Below are 14,732 nucleotides of genomic sequence, written 5' to 3'. Positions count from 1 at the left end.
TCGGAGTTAAATTGATTTATGCCATGGAATTTAATAGCATTCCGGCTCAGATTTTTGTATATCCACCCAAAGAAAACGGTCGTGTCTTTAAAAAATCATACTGCAAAATTATCAACGAAATGTCATGTCCGGTCACGGACCCGAAAAATATTCCTTTGCCCACTTCATATTATCTTCATGGGTACGGCTGCGCTTGTCCGTTCCTGCCGACTGTACAGGGACAGTCATTTCAAGAATGCGGCTATACATTCTTGCATACTTGACATCAGGCGGATTTTTAATAGTTTCAATGGAAATATTGGTTGTAAGTATCAGCGGTTTCCCGGATTTTGCACGTTCATCAATGACTTGCTCACAAATCTGCAAAGAATAATCAGATTGCCGTTCTGCGCCTAAATCGTCCAGTATCAGCAAATCGCAGCCGCAGATATCGTCAATGTAATTGTTTTTGTCTTTGGTATCATAGCTCTGCATGGCGTTAATAACACGGCTGAAATCAGTCATTACAACTCTGATACCCTTGTCAATCAGTGCATTCGCAATACAGGCGGCGGCGTAAGTCTTGCCTGTACCCACGTTACCGAAAAGGCACAGACCAATATTTTTCGTCCTCATTTCCTCCCAGCCGTTTACATACCTTTTAGCTACGTTTATAAGCTTTGAACTGCTGCCGTTGTCTTTTGCAAAAGTCCATTGGTGCATACTGCGGTTATGTATGCCGCTGTTTCTCAGACTGTTTACAGCAAGGCTTTTTTCCTGTGCATGACGCATATTTTCTAATTTTTCATGTTCTTCAATCTGACATTTGCATTTACAGTCGTTAATACCGCCATATTTTTCACTTAACCTTACTTGTCTGGCTGTACCGCATTTTTTGCAGTATCGTAAACCGTCTTTAATAAATTCATCATCATGTAACACGGTTTCATTACATTTCTGTGCCGCATTTTTAAGTATTTCTGCAAACATCACAGATAATCAACTCCTTCCGTACCATAGCTATAATCGGGCATTGCCGATACTGCCTGCTGTTCATCTTCCCACCGTCTGCCGTTTAACCACGTTGCAGGGTATGGAATAAACTGACCGTTGTCCTTTTGCCACTGAACTGACGTTTTCTGTCGTTCCAAAGCAGAAAGGATTTCCCTGACTAAATCGCCGTTTGGTTTAAGCTTGTTCCATGCCTTTAAAGCATTAGCCTTTGAAACCTTTTTCGGATACGCTTTCCAAAAATCATTAAACGATTCACTGAAAGAGTCTGTTTCAGGTTTAATCTCCGGCTTGTCCCCCTTGGGGGATATAGGGGGTATATTATCTATATCTATTTCTTTATCTTTGTCTATATCTGTATCTATATCTGTATCTGTATCTGTATCTTTATCGGTATAATTCGTACACGTTTGTATGCGTTCGTATTCGTCCGAATCTTTTGACCATCGTTTTTTTGCATTCCTGGAATTGCTTTTGCATTTCTGCTCCCACTTTCTGCCGTCACGCTCAATAGCATTTTTCATAGTAATAAAAGCTATTTTTAATGCTCCGCTGAACTCTGCCTCTTCACCTCGTTTGGCAAATGCAAACAAAGCTTTTATAAGCTGTGAAACTTCGTTGTCTTCAAGAGCGTCAAAAAGTTCTTCCCAGTCCTTGTAAATGGCAAATGATTTGTTTTCAGTATGATAATCCTTGCTCAATATGTATCACCTCCCTTTTTCTTTCGTAACTGCATTCATAATCATTCATTAATCTTTCAACTCCTTTCAATGCTTTTCACTAATAGGCAAAAATCGTACCGTTTTTGCATTAAAATATGCAAATAAGAAAAAATTTATTTTCAGATTCGTTATTTTGTACAGTTTTCGGCGGAAAATTTGGCTGTCATAATTATAAATAAATAACGCCCTCTGAATCACTTCAAAGGGCGTAACAGATTTGCGTTATGATGAATAGTAACCGGTCGGGCAAAAAAATATCGGATTCCGTAAACGAAATCCGATTTGCCCTGTGCGGTCACGCTTTGGTGCGCCAGGAGGGACTCGAACCCCCGACCTACTGGTTCGTAGCCAGTCACTCTATCCAGCTGAGCTACTGGCGCATCTTCAAAGCTTTATTATTATATCACACTGTCAAAAAAAAGTCAATAGCAAATTTTAAAAAATTCACCTTTTTCCAAAAAATATTTTTTTGGAAAAAAGGGGTTGACAAATGTAAAAACATCTGATATAATCATAACATACTAAATACATAGGATTACTAAGAAAATAAATTCAAAGGAGACTGAAACCATGAAAGCTGTTTACACAATGATTAACTGTATGTGTTGTATCTGTTGCAGAAGCGAAAATTTCATACGATGTAAGCAGATTCATGCATTAAATATCCTGTAAGGCAAGTGCGGCTTTTAACAGCCGTAACACATAACGACTTTTACGGAGAATGCTAAACTGCATTCTCCGTTTTTTCTGAATGGAGATTATAAATGGTTGATAACAGAGAAAGTATTACAGCTAAGCTGTGTGCATTTGCCCGTGCGTGGCATTCAAATAAAGCGAGAAATAAAATTTATGACGATTATCTTGCTTTTGATATGATGGGGAAAGAGGAATATGATGAGATTTATGATATAATCCGTCATGGCTTTAACAGAAGCGAAAATGCATTTTCAAATGAAGATACAATTGAAATCCTCAATGAATACATAGCCCCTATTCCCCTTTCAAGAATACATTTTTCCGAAAGCAGACTGAAACGCTTTGCAGATGAAAATGAAAAAATCCAGTATGTGATATGCGGTGCCGGTTCGGATACATTTTCTTTCCGGTGTGATAATCCGGATATAGAAATATTTGAAATTGACCATCCGGATACACAGCAGTATAAACTTAAAAAAATCAAACAGCTGGAATGGAATATACCTGAAAATGTTCATTTTGTACCTGTTGATTTTGAAAAGGAAAAAATGACTGACAAGCTTGTGCAAAGCGGATTTAATCCTGAAGTCAGAACGTTTTTCAGTATACTGGGGGTTTCCTATTATCTGACACTCCCGGTTTTTGCGGATACTTTAAGTCAGATATCAGAGCTTTCTGCAAACGGCAGCGTTTTAGTATTCGATTATCCTCTCAAAAGCGGTAATTTTCCGAGGCGTGTTTACCGTCTGGAAGAAATCACACGTTCTCTGGGAGAGGTCATGCAGGGCGGTTTTGATTATAATGAAATTTCACGAATGCTTTATTCTCTGGGATTTCAGATTGATACATATTTAAATCCTTCCAAGGTACAGAAAATGTATTTCAGTGAAAGAACTGACGGACTGAGAGCTTTTGAAAATGTAAGCCTGCTTTCAGCAACCTATACGGGCGGATTTGACTATGAATAAACGAAAGGACAGCAGCATGAAACAAATTGCAAGTTTTACAGTAAATCACGACCTGCTTGACAAGGGCGTATATATTTCAAGAATTGACGGAGATGCGGTCACCTATGATATCCGCATGAAAAAGCCAAATGCCGGAGATTATATTTCACCCAAAGCTCTTCATACCATTGAGCATCTTCTGGCGACATTTGTTCGTAATTCTGAATTTTCAGACGGTATTATCTATGCAGGTCCCATGGGGTGCAGAACGGGTTTTTATCTGGTTGCAAGGGACAGTATTTCAAAGGAAAATATACTTGAACTTCTTTCGGATACATTCCGTTTTATTGCAGATTTTTCAGGAAAAATACCCGGTTCAGAAAGAACAGAATGCGGCAATTATCTTGAGCATGACCTCAATGCCGCAAAACATGAAGCCGAAAACTTTTTAACGGTTCTTGAAACCGTAACAACAGAAAATATGAATTATAAGGAGTAATTAAAAATGAGTACATATAAAAATATTGACACAGCGCTGATTCACGGCGGAATTTCAACAGATGAAAGAACAGGAGCAGTAAATGTTCCGATTTATCAGACATCTACATATAAGCAGGACGGACTCGGAAAAATGAGAGGGTATGAATATTCCCGTACCGGAAATCCCACCAGAGAAGCTCTTGAAGCCCTTATCGCAGAGCTTGAAAACGGATATGCAGGCTTTGCATTCGGTTCGGGCATGGCTGCTGCCACAGCAGTTTTAAGCCTTCTTAATACCGGTGACCGTGTACTTATCTCAAGCAATGTTTACGGCGGAACATTCCGTGTACTTGACAAGGTTTTCAATCATTTCGGCATCACCTATACAATTTCTGATACAACAGATCTTAAAGCTTTTGAGCAGTCTATCACTCCTGATGTAAAGGCAGTTATGATAGAAAGTCCTGCCAATCCCCTTATGACTGTAACTGATATCAGAGCAATTGCGGAAATTTCCCACAGGCACGATCTGCTTGTTATCGTTGACAATACATTCATGACTCCATATTTGCAGAAACCACTTGATCTGGGTGCGGATATCGTTATCCACAGTGCCACAAAGTATCTGGGAGGTCACAGTGATGTTGTTGCCGGACTGGCAGTAGTAAGTACACAGGAGCTTGCACAGAAGCTTGCATTTATTCAGAATTCCACAGGAGGAGTACTTCCGCCGTTTGATTCATTTTTGCTTATAAGAGGTATCAAAACACTCGGCGTCAGAATTGACAGACATGTTTACAATGCTGAAAAATCAGCGGAATTTCTGGCGAATAACAAGGCAGTCAGAAACGTCTATTATCCCGGACTGGAAAACAGTCAGGGATATGAAATAAACAAAGCTCAGGCAAAAAACGGCGGTGCTATGATTTCCTTTGAGCTTTATGACAATTATGATATCAGAGTATTTTTTGAAAGTCTGAAGCTTATAAGTCTTGCGGAAAGCTTAGGCGGTGTTGAATCCCTTGTATGCCATCCGTCCTCTATGACTCATGCCTCTATCCCCTATGAGATACGCCGGAAAGTCGGCATCACAGAAGGTCTTATCAGACTTTCAGTGGGTATTGAGGATATTGAGGATATACTTGAAGATTTACAGCAGGCTATTGACAAAAGTGAGGTAAAGTAAGATGAGATACTATCATTCCATGCAGGATTTAATCGGTCACACACCGATTGTAAAGCTTGGCAGTATGGTAGAAAAGGACGGAATAAATATTTTTGCAAAACTGGAGTTATATAACCCTTCCGGAAGCGTCAAGGACAGAACCGGACTTTATATGATCCGTGACGCAGAAGAAAAAGGACTCCTGAAAAAAGGCGGAACTATAGTAGAAGCAACCGCCGGCAATACCGGTCTTGGCATTGCTTTTGCGGCTCTTAACAGAGGATACCGTATAATATTTGTAGTTCCCACAAAATTTTCAGAAGAAAAACAGACACTGATGCGTGCATTAGGTGCGGAAATTATAAACACGCCCAGAGAATCCGGAATGCTGGGAGCAGTTGCCAGGGCAGAGGAAATAAAGTCTCAGATACCCGGTGCCGTATCTCTGGAGCAGTTTAAAAATATGAGCAATCCTCAGGCACACTATGAAACTACGGGAAAAGAAATCTATGATGACCTTGACGGAAAAATTGATTATGTAGTTGCAGGTGCCGGAAGCGGAGGAACCTACACAGGAATTTTACGGTATTTAAAAGAAAAAAACCCTGATATAAAGGGTATTCTTGCAGACCCTGTGGGTTCAACTATAGGCGGTGGCGAACATGGGGACTATAATATTGAGGGAATAGGCAATGATTTTATAGCTGACACAATGGATATGTCTCTGGTAGACGGAGTAATTAAAATCACTGACCATGAAGCCTTTAACGCTTCCCGTATGCTTGCAAAAAAGGAAGGCATTTTTGCCGGTACGTCATCAGGGGCAGCCATGGCAGCTTCTATGAAACTTGCCCGAAAGATAAACACAGGCAATATAGTTACTGTTTTCCCGGATCGGGGAGACCGCTATTTCAGTACCGGATTATATGAATAAAGCAAAAGAAAATCAGGAATAAAATTAAGGGGACGCTCCATAAGGGCGTCCCCTGTTTTAACTAAAAAACCATCTTCCCGGCATCTTCAATAATAATATCAAAAACAGCTTCTGCCAGTGCCGCATGACCTTTTTCATCCATATGCTCACGGTCATATTCGGAAGGATATGCCACGTCAGACGCAGCAAGGAACAGACAGCCCTCCTGACAGGCAATATCTGCATAGCTTTTTTTCAGCTGCATTGAAAGTTCCACGGATTCTTCATTAAATTCAGTATCATATTCATCATCGCCCACACCATGGGCAAGATATATCGGTGAAATTATCAGTATCTTACAGCAGCCAGCATCCTTAACCTGCCGGACAAGCCGCCTTATACCATTGGCAATCTGTTCAGGCGATGCACCAAAACGTGTCTTACAGTCATTTGTGCCGAGCATAATTACAGCATATTCAACAGGTGCATGACTTTCCATAAGAAACGGAAGTACATCAACTCCCCGTCTGCTGGGACGCATCCCGTCAGGAAATACTGTAGTGCGTCCGCAGAGTCCCTCTTCTGCCACACGGAATCCATAAGGAGACATTTTCCGGTCAAGAATTCCTGTCCACCTTGTATTATAATCAAAACGGCTTTTGTCCTGAGGATTTAAGCCGTAAGTATTTGAATCGCCGAAAGCAAGTATCGTTTTCAGAACTGTCACCCCCGCAGAGAATATTTCAAAATTCCCGTTTATTTTCTCCTCTATATTATAACATGTATCCGCCATGATTTCAAGGACTATCTTATTGACTATATTTATTTCCTGTTTACCCTGGAAAATTGTTAAAAATCAATAAACCTACATTTCATATAAAAATAATATGAATTTACTCTTGACAACAGGAAAATCCTGTGTTATAATTTAACCATAGTAATCCTATTGATTACATATGAAATGAAAGGAATGGATTAAAGTGACTAAATTTTCATCTTCACTTTTTGAACGAATGTGTTGTATAAACGAATACTGTAATATGCGAATGCTTTGTTGTAACGGCACATTTGCGCCTGACCTTATGCATTATACAGCGGTGTGAATTTAAAAAAATATTCCGCTGTCGGATATATACAGTATTTGAAAGCTTTGTTGTGCCGCAGGCATATACATTGCTTTTTTTATTTTTTGAAACGAAAGGAAAATGTTAATATGAAAAACTTTAAAAAAATTATATCACTGTCACTTCTGACTATTATAGGTTTAACAGCTGTTACAGGCTGCTCCGGAAAATCTGCTGATTCTGACTCGGAAACAATACGTGTAGGCGTATGCGCAGGTCCTTACGGAGATATGTTCAGTGAAGCAATTGCACCTTCTCTTGAAGAAAAAGGCTACAAGGTGGATATCACAGAATTTTCAGATTATGTTCAGCCTAATAATGCACTTGCTGAAAATGAAATTGACGTAAATATGTTCCAGCATTCCACTTATCTTAAACAGTTCAGTGAAGAACACGGTCTTGACCTGACATACATCACAGAAATCCCTACTGCTGCAATGGGTGTATTTTCAGACAAATACAAAAGCCTTGACGATGCAAAGGACGGTGCAACAGTTGCTATTCCAAATGATGATACAAATCTTTCAAGAGCACTCAGAGTTCTGGCACAAACCGGGATTATAACACTGAGTCCTGATATTGACCCTGCAAAAGCAACAGTTGATGATATATCAGAAAATCCGAAAAATCTTTCGTTTACTGAAGTCAGCGCTGAAATTCTCCCAAGCGTTCTGGACAGTACTGATTTTGCAGTTATAAACGGAAATTATGCAATCGGTGCAGGTCTTAAGCTCAGTGATGCAGTATATAACGAAGAACTTGCAGAAGGATATTTCAATGTAATTGCAGTAAGAACTTCTGATAAAGACGCTCAGTTTGCAAAGGATATAGTTGATATCGTTCATTCGGATAAATTCCGCAGTGTGATAGAAGATGAAAACAATCAGTATTCTGCCTTTGCAAGACCGTCAGCATATAACGATTAAAGGAAATACGGTGATACTATGGTTGAATTTAGAAATGTCAGTGTGACATTTAAACAGAATAAAAATACGGTTGAAGCTGTGAAAAACGTATCCTTTACTATAAACAAGGGGGATATTTTCGGTATAGTAGGCGGAAGCGGTGCAGGAAAAAGCACACTTCTTAGAACTGTAAATCTTCTTCAGCCCTTAAGCTCAGGAGACGTTCTTGTAAACGGCAGCAGCATTAAGGATTACAAAGGTGCAAAGCTTCGTCAGCTGCGTCAGAACATCGGAATGATTTTTCAGCATTTCAATCTGGCAGAAAACAAAACAGTATATGAAAACATTGCCTTTGTTCTGAAAACCGCAGACTGGAAAAAGAATGATATCAAAAACCGTGTAAACGAGCTTCTGAAGTTTGTTAACTTAAGTGACAAGGCTGATACATATCCTTCAAAGCTCTCCGGCGGACAAAAACAGCGTGTTGCAATTGCAAGGGCTCTGGCAAACAATACGGATATTCTCCTGTGTGACGAACCCACATCAGCTCTTGACGCTGAAACAACCGCATCAGTTCTGGAGCTTCTGAAAGAAGTAAATGAAAAGCTTGGCGTTACAATTATTATTATAACTCATGAGCTTGATGTTGTAAAATCAATATGCAATCGTACTGCTGTAATGTCAGAGGGTACTGTTGTGGAAACAGGCGAGGTATATCAGGTATTTACCAATCCGCAGAATGAATTTACAAAGCAGCTTATAGCACATACGCAGAATTTTGAAATTCCTCCTGAAATCAGGGAAAATATCACCGGACCTGTTGTGAAGATTACATATCTGGGAGAACGTGCCGCAGAAGCGGTGCTTTCCCAGACTGCATCAGACTATAACGTAAGATACAATATTCTTCACGGAAAAATAGAATATATCGGTTCAAAACCTTTGGGTATTCTCTATGTCAATATTACAGGTGAAAGCTCTGACGTTGAACAGACTATTAAAGCGCTTTCAGAAAAAACTTATGAAACAGAGGTGATTTTAAGTGCTTGACAATATACTGGATCTCCGGGCGGACATACAGACAGCACTCAGTCAGACAGCTTTTATGGTTCTTACATCCCTTGCTGCTGCAATAGTTTTCGGCGGTGCACTGGGACTGCTGCTGTACGCAACCTCCAATACTCTTTTTATAAAAAATGCGGCAATAAATAAAATTACCGGTGTGATTTTAAATATTATCCGTTCGATACCATTTCTTATACTTATGATTCTGCTTCTTCCCCTTTCAAAACTTATCGTCGGTACAAAAATCGGTTCTGAAGCAGTAATTGTTCCGTTATCCATAGCGTCAATTGCATTTTTTGCACGTCTTGCGGAAGCTTCATTTTCAGATGTAAGTCAGGGTGTTATAGAAGCAGCTGCTTCATCAGGTGCAAAAAAGCTCTCCATTATAACAGGAATACTTATACCCGAAGCTCTGCCGTCACTTGTAAAAAACATTACAGTTACTGCAATTTCCATACTTGGCTTTTCCGCTATGGCAGGACTTGTAGGCGGCGGCGGTCTTGGAGATCTGGCTTACCGATACGGCTATCAGAGATACCAGACAGATATAATGATTGCCTGCGTTGTTATTCTTGTGGTACTTGTTCAGGTGATTCAGTGGATAGGTGATTTTGCAGCTAAGAAACTGGATAAAAAATTATAGGCGGTGGATTTATGACAGAAATAATTTGGCTCGGCAGAGGCGGTCAGGGTGCATTTACAGCAGCAAAGCTTCTGGGTGCGGCATACACTCTTAAAGGTGACGGATATCACGGACTTGCATTTCCTTCATTCGGTCCCGAACGCAGAGGTGCTCCTGTAAGAGCATTTACAAAGCTTGACAGCAAGCCTGTTTCCGACAGAAGTGTAACTCAGAAGGCTGATTATATTGTTGTCCTTGACGAAACCCTTTACAGCTCAGACCTTCATGAACAGCTAAGCCCCGGCGGCAGAATCATTATAAACTCTAAAGAATCAACAGATGAAAATACAATATCATTTGACGGAAACAAATCTGCAAAAGCTCTCCGTCTTCCCACAGTGAATACTGTAATGCTGGGGGCAGTTTCAGCAATATCGGGTATTGTTTCCCAAAAGGAACTTATTGATGCTATAGACAGATACATGCCCGAAAAAATCAGAGAAAAGAACAGGCAGGCAGTGCTTGACGCTTCAGAGGAGGCAGCCAGATGAAACCATATATCAGAGAAAAGAAAATCTTCGGGTTTGATGATGTCCCCGAAAACACAGCCTATGAAGCCGGTTATCTTGTATCAGTCAACAGCGGCTGGAGAAGCATACGCCCGGTTATAAAGCCTGAAAAATGTGTGGGCTGCATGCAGTGCTATATGTACTGTCCGGACGGGGTAATTTATGAGCAGAACGGAAAAGCCGCTGTTGATTATGATTTCTGCAAAGGCTGCGGAATCTGTGCTAAAACATGCAGAACCGGTGCAATTGAAATGGAGGATGAACGATGAAAAAATTCTTGTCGGGCAATGAGGCATTTGCTCATGGCGTACGCCTTGCAAGACCTCATGTTATCTCAGCATATCCCATTACTCCTCAGACTATCGTAGTGGAACGGCTTTCTGAAATGGTGGAGGACGGCAGCCTGCAATCGGAATTTATTCATGTTGAGTCAGAACATTCTGCACTTTCCTGTGCAATCGGTGCAAGTTCCGTAGGAGCAAGGGCATTTACCGCCACTTCCTCACAGGGTCTGCTTTACATGGCTGAATGTCTTTATTATGCTTCCGGCGGACGTTTCCCGATTGTAATGATGAATGCAAACCGTTCAACTGCTCTGCCATGGAACATCTACGGCGACCAGCGTGACAGTATTTCCCAGCTTGACAGCGGCTGGATACAGGCGTATGCAGAAAATGCACAGGAAAGTCTTGACCTTGCATTAATGAGCTACTATATAGCAGAAAACAAGGCAGTATCAACACCGTTTATGGTGAATTTAGACGGCTTTGTACTTACTCATACATACGAAACTGTAGATGTTCCCACTCAGGAACAGGCAGATGATTTTCTTCCCCCCTATGAAACGGAAAACAAACTTGACCTTGAAAGTCCTAAGAATCTTGCTTTTTCCGCAGGTCCGGAACATAATTACATATTCAAATACAAGGAGCATCAGGGTATGCTTGCAGTAAGAAATGTTCTTCCGGAGGCTGAAAAGCGTTTCGCAGAAATTTTCGGAAGAGAATATACCGGTCTTATTGACACATACAAAACCGAAGACGCAGATTATATCATTATTACTCTTGGAAGTATTTCCGGACTTTGCCGTGAAACAGCAGACAAGCTTCGCCAGAACGGAGTTAAGGCAGGGGTTTTAAGAATCCGCTATTTAAGACCGTTTCCGGATATTGAAATTGCAAATGCAGTTAAAAATGCAAAAGCAGTAGGAGTTCTCGAAAAGGATATCTCTTTCGGCAGCGAGGGTACTGTTTATACAAACGTAAATTCCGCACTGCAAAAACATGGCGTCCATATCCCCGGTTATAATTTTATCGGAGGACTTGGCGGACGAAATATTTCCCATGAGGACATTTTCGATATTTATGAAAAGCTCCAAAGCGGTACAGAAAGCGTTAATTTCATCGGAATCGAGGTGGACGGTAAATGATAACAGCAAAAAATCTTCCCGGAGAAGAATATTTTTACGGACACAAGGCGTGTGCAGGCTGCGGAGGCAGTCTGGCAGTAAGAAATGCTTTGAAGATACTGGGAAAGAATGCTGTTGCAGTCCTTCCGGCAGGCTGTATGTCAGCAGTGGGGTTCAACTTTCCTCAGCTGTGCTTTTCCAATAACGCAATAATTTCAACTTTTGCCGGAACAGCATCAATGCTTACAGGAGTGGAGGCAGGCTTAAGAGCTTTAGGAAAAACTGACTTTACAGCAGTAGGCTTTGCAGGAGACGGCGGTACTGCTGATATCGGTATTCAGGCACTTTCAGGAGCAATTGACCGTAATGACAATATTATTTATATCTGCTACGATAATGAAGCGTATATGAATACGGGTATTCAAAAAAGCGGACTTACACCGTTCGGTGCGAAAACAACAACTACTCCGGCAGGAAAAAACATTCACGGAAATATAAGACCTAAGAAAAATATGTTTGAAATTGCCGCCGCCCACGATATTCCCTATGCTGCAACCGCTACAGTGGGATATATGACAGATTTTCTGAACAAGGTGGAAAAGGCGTCAAAAATTCAGGGTACAAAATATATTCACGTAATTGCCCCCTGCCCTACCGGCTGGGGAATCCCCGCAGATGAAACGGTGGAAATCGCAAAAGAAATCGTTGACTGCGGTCTGTGGTATCTTGCAGAATACGAAAACGGAGAGTTTACTTTAAACCATAATCCCAAAGACTTTACAAGTGTTTCGGATTATCTGAAAAAACAGGGCAGATTCAAGCATCTGACTGATGATGATATTGAAATAATTACAAGTTCCAGAGATGAAAAATGGAAAAAAATCCGCAGTCTGTGGAATATTGAAAAATAAAAGCAATCCAAAACGGTAAAACCATTATAAAAATTCGGAGGTATAAAAAATGAGCAATTCAGTTTCTGAAAAAAAATACTGGAATGAAGAAATCGAAACAATGAGCAGAGATAAGCTGGAAGAACTTCAGCTTGAACGTCTCAAGGAAATGGTAAAATTCGCATACGAAAATGCACCTTACTATAAGCGTTCATTTGATGAAGCAGGGGTAAAGCCTGAGGATATTCATGAACTTTCTGACCTTGCTAAATTCCCGTTTATCAACAAACAGACAGAACGTGATACACAGGGTGTAGGTTCATTTTTAGGTGAACTGTGTGCCGTTCCTGAAGAAGATGTCGTATTCATTTCCACATCAACAGGTTCAACAGGCGTTCCTACAATGAGTCCTTTTACAAAAGAAGACTTTGATGAATTTCAGGATACCGAAAGCCGCTGGTTCTGGCAGATCGGCATGAGACCTAATGACAGATATGTGCATGCACTTAACTTTTCACTTTATGTAGGCGGACCTGATGTAATCGGTGCTCAGAATCTGGGAGCATTATGTATCTGGGGCGGAACACTTCCAAGTGAAAGACTGCTTTACATTCTGAAAACTTATCAGCCTACTATTTTATGGACAAGCCCGTCCTATGCATGGCAGCTGGGTGAAAAGGCAAAGAAAAGCGGTATTGACCCGAAAAAGGATCTGTCCATACGCAAGATAATAGTAGCCGGAGAACTGGGCGGTTCCATTGATGCTACAAGAAAGGCTATTGAGGATCTGTGGGGTGCAGAGCTTTACGATTTCTATGGTCTGTCTGATATATTCGGTGCATGCGCTGCAATGTGTGATGCAAAGGACGGTTTACATATCTGCGAAGACCAGATTCTTGTAGAAACTGTTGACCTTCACACAGGTGAGGTTCTTCCGGCAGGCTCTGTAGGTGAACTTGTATATACTACTCTCCGCAAGAAAGCAAGACCTATGATACGTTTCCGTTCAGGTGATATCGGCTGGATTGACAATACTCCATGCTCATGCGGACGTACTCACGGCAGAATTCATATAAGCGGCAGAAAGGATGACATGTTTATTGTTTCCGCTGTAAACGTATTCCCAAGCGATATTGAAGCAGTTATCCGTGAGATTGACGATATCACAGGCGAATACCTCATCCGAATTTTTGAAAAGGATTTCACCTGCAAATATTCAGTAGAGGTAGAAAGAAATACTGACAGTCCGAAAACAGATGAGGAAATTGCAGCAGAAACTTCCACAGCTCTCAAGGCAAGAATCGGTGTAAAGCCATATCAGGTAATAGTTCACCCTGACGGAGGACTTGACACACGCTCCGAGCACAAGTCAAGACGTATTATAGATGAACGCAAGCTTAACTACACAATATGATTTTATTCCGGTTATTGATGCTCATGCCCATATATTTCCCGATAAAATTGCCCTGAAAGCAATGGAAACCGTCGGCAGATTCTACGATCTGCCGATGTATACTAAAGGAACTTTGTCAGAACTTTATGCAGTCCGGGAAAATGCTGAGAATACTGACCGCAGAATAGTAATGCAGCTTATATTTTCTCCGGCAACAGAACCGGAACAGACAAAAAGCATCAATGATTTTATTGCAGGAATATGCTCAAAGGATAAAAGCCTGACAGGATTCGGAACACTTCACAGGGATAATGATGATTTCAAATCTGAAATCAGGAGAATACAATCATCAGGATTAAAAGGCATTAAATTTCATTCTGATTTTCAGCAGTTTGATATTGATGATCCGAAAATGCTGCCGATATATAAAGAAGCAGCAGACAATAATTTGCCTGTTATTTTCCATATGGGAGATAAAAAACTTGATTATTCTGCCGTTTCCAGACTGAAAAATGTCCTTGACAAAATACCGGAACTTATTGTAATAGCTGCACACATGGGCGGATACATGCACTGGCAGGAAGCGTATGACATTCTTCCTGTAAGCCATCGGCTGTATTTTGATATTTCAAGTACACTCAGCTTTATTTCAGATTACGAGCTGAAAAAGATGATTGAAAAATTCGGTACTGATAATTTCTTTTTCGGAAGTGACTTCCCTATGTGGAATCCCAATGAAGAATTATTAAAGCTTGGCAATATGCGGCTTTCTGAAAAGGTACGCCGAAAAATCGAATATTATAATTTTTTAAACTTTTTAAATATGATAAATAAGTGAAAGGA

General features: G+C 40.7%; 16 protein-coding genes and 1 tRNA gene. 13 read left to right on the top strand and 4 right to left on the bottom strand.

All coding sequences use genetic code 11. The annotated features are described in order from the left end of the window. Window positions 1-132: 132 nt before the first annotated feature. The 3 genes from ACI4WO_RS04235 to ACI4WO_RS04225 form a co-directional block, all read right to left on the bottom strand. The gene (locus tag ACI4WO_RS04235) at window positions 133-969 is read right to left on the bottom strand and encodes an ATP-binding protein (RefSeq protein ID WP_439806311.1); all 837 of its coding nucleotides are present in this window, start codon (window positions 967-969) and stop codon (window positions 133-135) included. After that, on the bottom strand, window positions 969-1,691 hold the full coding sequence (locus ACI4WO_RS04230; RefSeq protein ID WP_439806310.1) for a DUF6291 domain-containing protein: 723 nt from the start codon (window positions 1,689-1,691) through the stop codon (window positions 969-971). The genes ACI4WO_RS04235 and ACI4WO_RS04230 overlap by 1 nt, the downstream gene beginning before the upstream one ends. Before the next feature lie 324 nt (window positions 1,692-2,015). Beyond that, window positions 2,016-2,092 (bottom strand) — tRNA-Arg (locus tag ACI4WO_RS04225). Window positions 2,093-2,476: 384 nt separating this feature from the next. Between ACI4WO_RS04225 and ACI4WO_RS04220 the strand changes: the two genes are divergently transcribed. From ACI4WO_RS04220 to ACI4WO_RS04205, 4 genes are read left to right on the top strand one after another with little or no spacing between them, the layout of a single operon-like run. After that, entirely contained in the window at window positions 2,477-3,376 is a 900-nt protein-coding gene (locus ACI4WO_RS04220) for a class I SAM-dependent methyltransferase (RefSeq protein WP_439806309.1), read from the top strand. 16 nt (window positions 3,377-3,392) lie between these two features. After that, window positions 3,393-3,854 (top strand): S-ribosylhomocysteine lyase, encoded by a 462-nt coding sequence (locus tag ACI4WO_RS04215; protein WP_439806314.1) that lies wholly within the window; start codon window positions 3,393-3,395, stop codon window positions 3,852-3,854. A gap of 6 nt (window positions 3,855-3,860) precedes the next feature. Continuing rightward, a complete protein-coding gene (locus ACI4WO_RS04210; RefSeq protein WP_439806308.1) occupies window positions 3,861-5,021 on the top strand; it encodes a trans-sulfuration enzyme family protein in 1,161 nt (386 codons plus the stop codon). A gap of 1 nt (window position 5,022) precedes the next feature. Continuing rightward, window positions 5,023-5,934: a PLP-dependent cysteine synthase family protein gene (locus ACI4WO_RS04205; protein WP_439806307.1), complete on the top strand. Its 912-nt coding sequence runs from the start codon at window positions 5,023-5,025 to the stop codon at window positions 5,932-5,934. 61 nt (window positions 5,935-5,995) lie between these two features. On the opposite strand, the gene ACI4WO_RS04200 is transcribed toward ACI4WO_RS04205, so the two are convergent. Further along, entirely contained in the window at window positions 5,996-6,706 is a 711-nt protein-coding gene (locus ACI4WO_RS04200; RefSeq protein WP_439806306.1) for a GDSL-type esterase/lipase family protein, read from the bottom strand. 420 nt (window positions 6,707-7,126) lie between these two features. Here ACI4WO_RS04200 and ACI4WO_RS04195 point away from each other — a divergent pair, with 420 nt between their 5' ends. From ACI4WO_RS04195 to ACI4WO_RS04155, 9 genes are read left to right on the top strand one after another with little or no spacing between them, the layout of a single operon-like run. Next, window positions 7,127-7,963, top strand: coding sequence for a MetQ/NlpA family ABC transporter substrate-binding protein (locus ACI4WO_RS04195; RefSeq protein WP_439806305.1), 837 nt, complete (start codon window positions 7,127-7,129; stop codon window positions 7,961-7,963). Between the two features lie 18 nt (window positions 7,964-7,981). Beyond that, window positions 7,982-8,992 (top strand): methionine ABC transporter ATP-binding protein, encoded by a 1,011-nt coding sequence (locus ACI4WO_RS04190; RefSeq protein WP_439806304.1) that lies wholly within the window; start codon window positions 7,982-7,984, stop codon window positions 8,990-8,992. A gap of 55 nt (window positions 8,993-9,047) precedes the next feature. Next, entirely contained in the window at window positions 9,048-9,650 is a 603-nt protein-coding gene (locus ACI4WO_RS04185; RefSeq protein ID WP_439806313.1) for a methionine ABC transporter permease, read from the top strand. Between the two features lie 11 nt (window positions 9,651-9,661). Then, a complete protein-coding gene (locus ACI4WO_RS04180; protein ID WP_439806303.1) occupies window positions 9,662-10,180 on the top strand; it encodes a 2-oxoacid:acceptor oxidoreductase family protein in 519 nt (172 codons plus the stop codon). After that, window positions 10,177-10,467, top strand: a complete 291-nt coding sequence (locus ACI4WO_RS04175; protein WP_439806302.1) for a 4Fe-4S binding protein — start codon at window positions 10,177-10,179, stop codon at window positions 10,465-10,467. The genes ACI4WO_RS04180 and ACI4WO_RS04175 overlap by 4 nt, the downstream gene beginning before the upstream one ends. Then, window positions 10,464-11,627: a transketolase C-terminal domain-containing protein gene (locus ACI4WO_RS04170; RefSeq protein WP_439806301.1), complete on the top strand. Its 1,164-nt coding sequence runs from the start codon at window positions 10,464-10,466 to the stop codon at window positions 11,625-11,627. Before ACI4WO_RS04175 ends, ACI4WO_RS04170 begins: the two co-directional genes overlap by 4 nt. Then, window positions 11,624-12,517, top strand: a complete 894-nt coding sequence (locus ACI4WO_RS04165) for a thiamine pyrophosphate-dependent enzyme (protein ID WP_439806300.1) — start codon at window positions 11,624-11,626, stop codon at window positions 12,515-12,517. The genes ACI4WO_RS04170 and ACI4WO_RS04165 overlap by 4 nt, the downstream gene beginning before the upstream one ends. A gap of 49 nt (window positions 12,518-12,566) precedes the next feature. Next, window positions 12,567-13,910, top strand: coding sequence for a phenylacetate--CoA ligase family protein (locus ACI4WO_RS04160; protein ID WP_439806299.1), 1,344 nt, complete (start codon window positions 12,567-12,569; stop codon window positions 13,908-13,910). Further along, a complete protein-coding gene (locus ACI4WO_RS04155) occupies window positions 13,882-14,727 on the top strand; it encodes an amidohydrolase family protein (protein WP_439806298.1) in 846 nt (281 codons plus the stop codon). Before ACI4WO_RS04160 ends, ACI4WO_RS04155 begins: the two co-directional genes overlap by 29 nt. Window positions 14,728-14,732: the final 5 nt, after the last annotated feature.

The sequence above is a fragment of the Porcipelethomonas sp. genome (assembly GCF_051893655.1).
In the GTDB taxonomy this organism is placed as follows: domain Bacteria; phylum Bacillota; class Clostridia; order Oscillospirales; family Ruminococcaceae; genus Porcipelethomonas.
The sequence above is the reverse complement of the archived record's forward strand: the minus strand, read 5'-3'. Positions and strand labels throughout refer to the sequence as shown.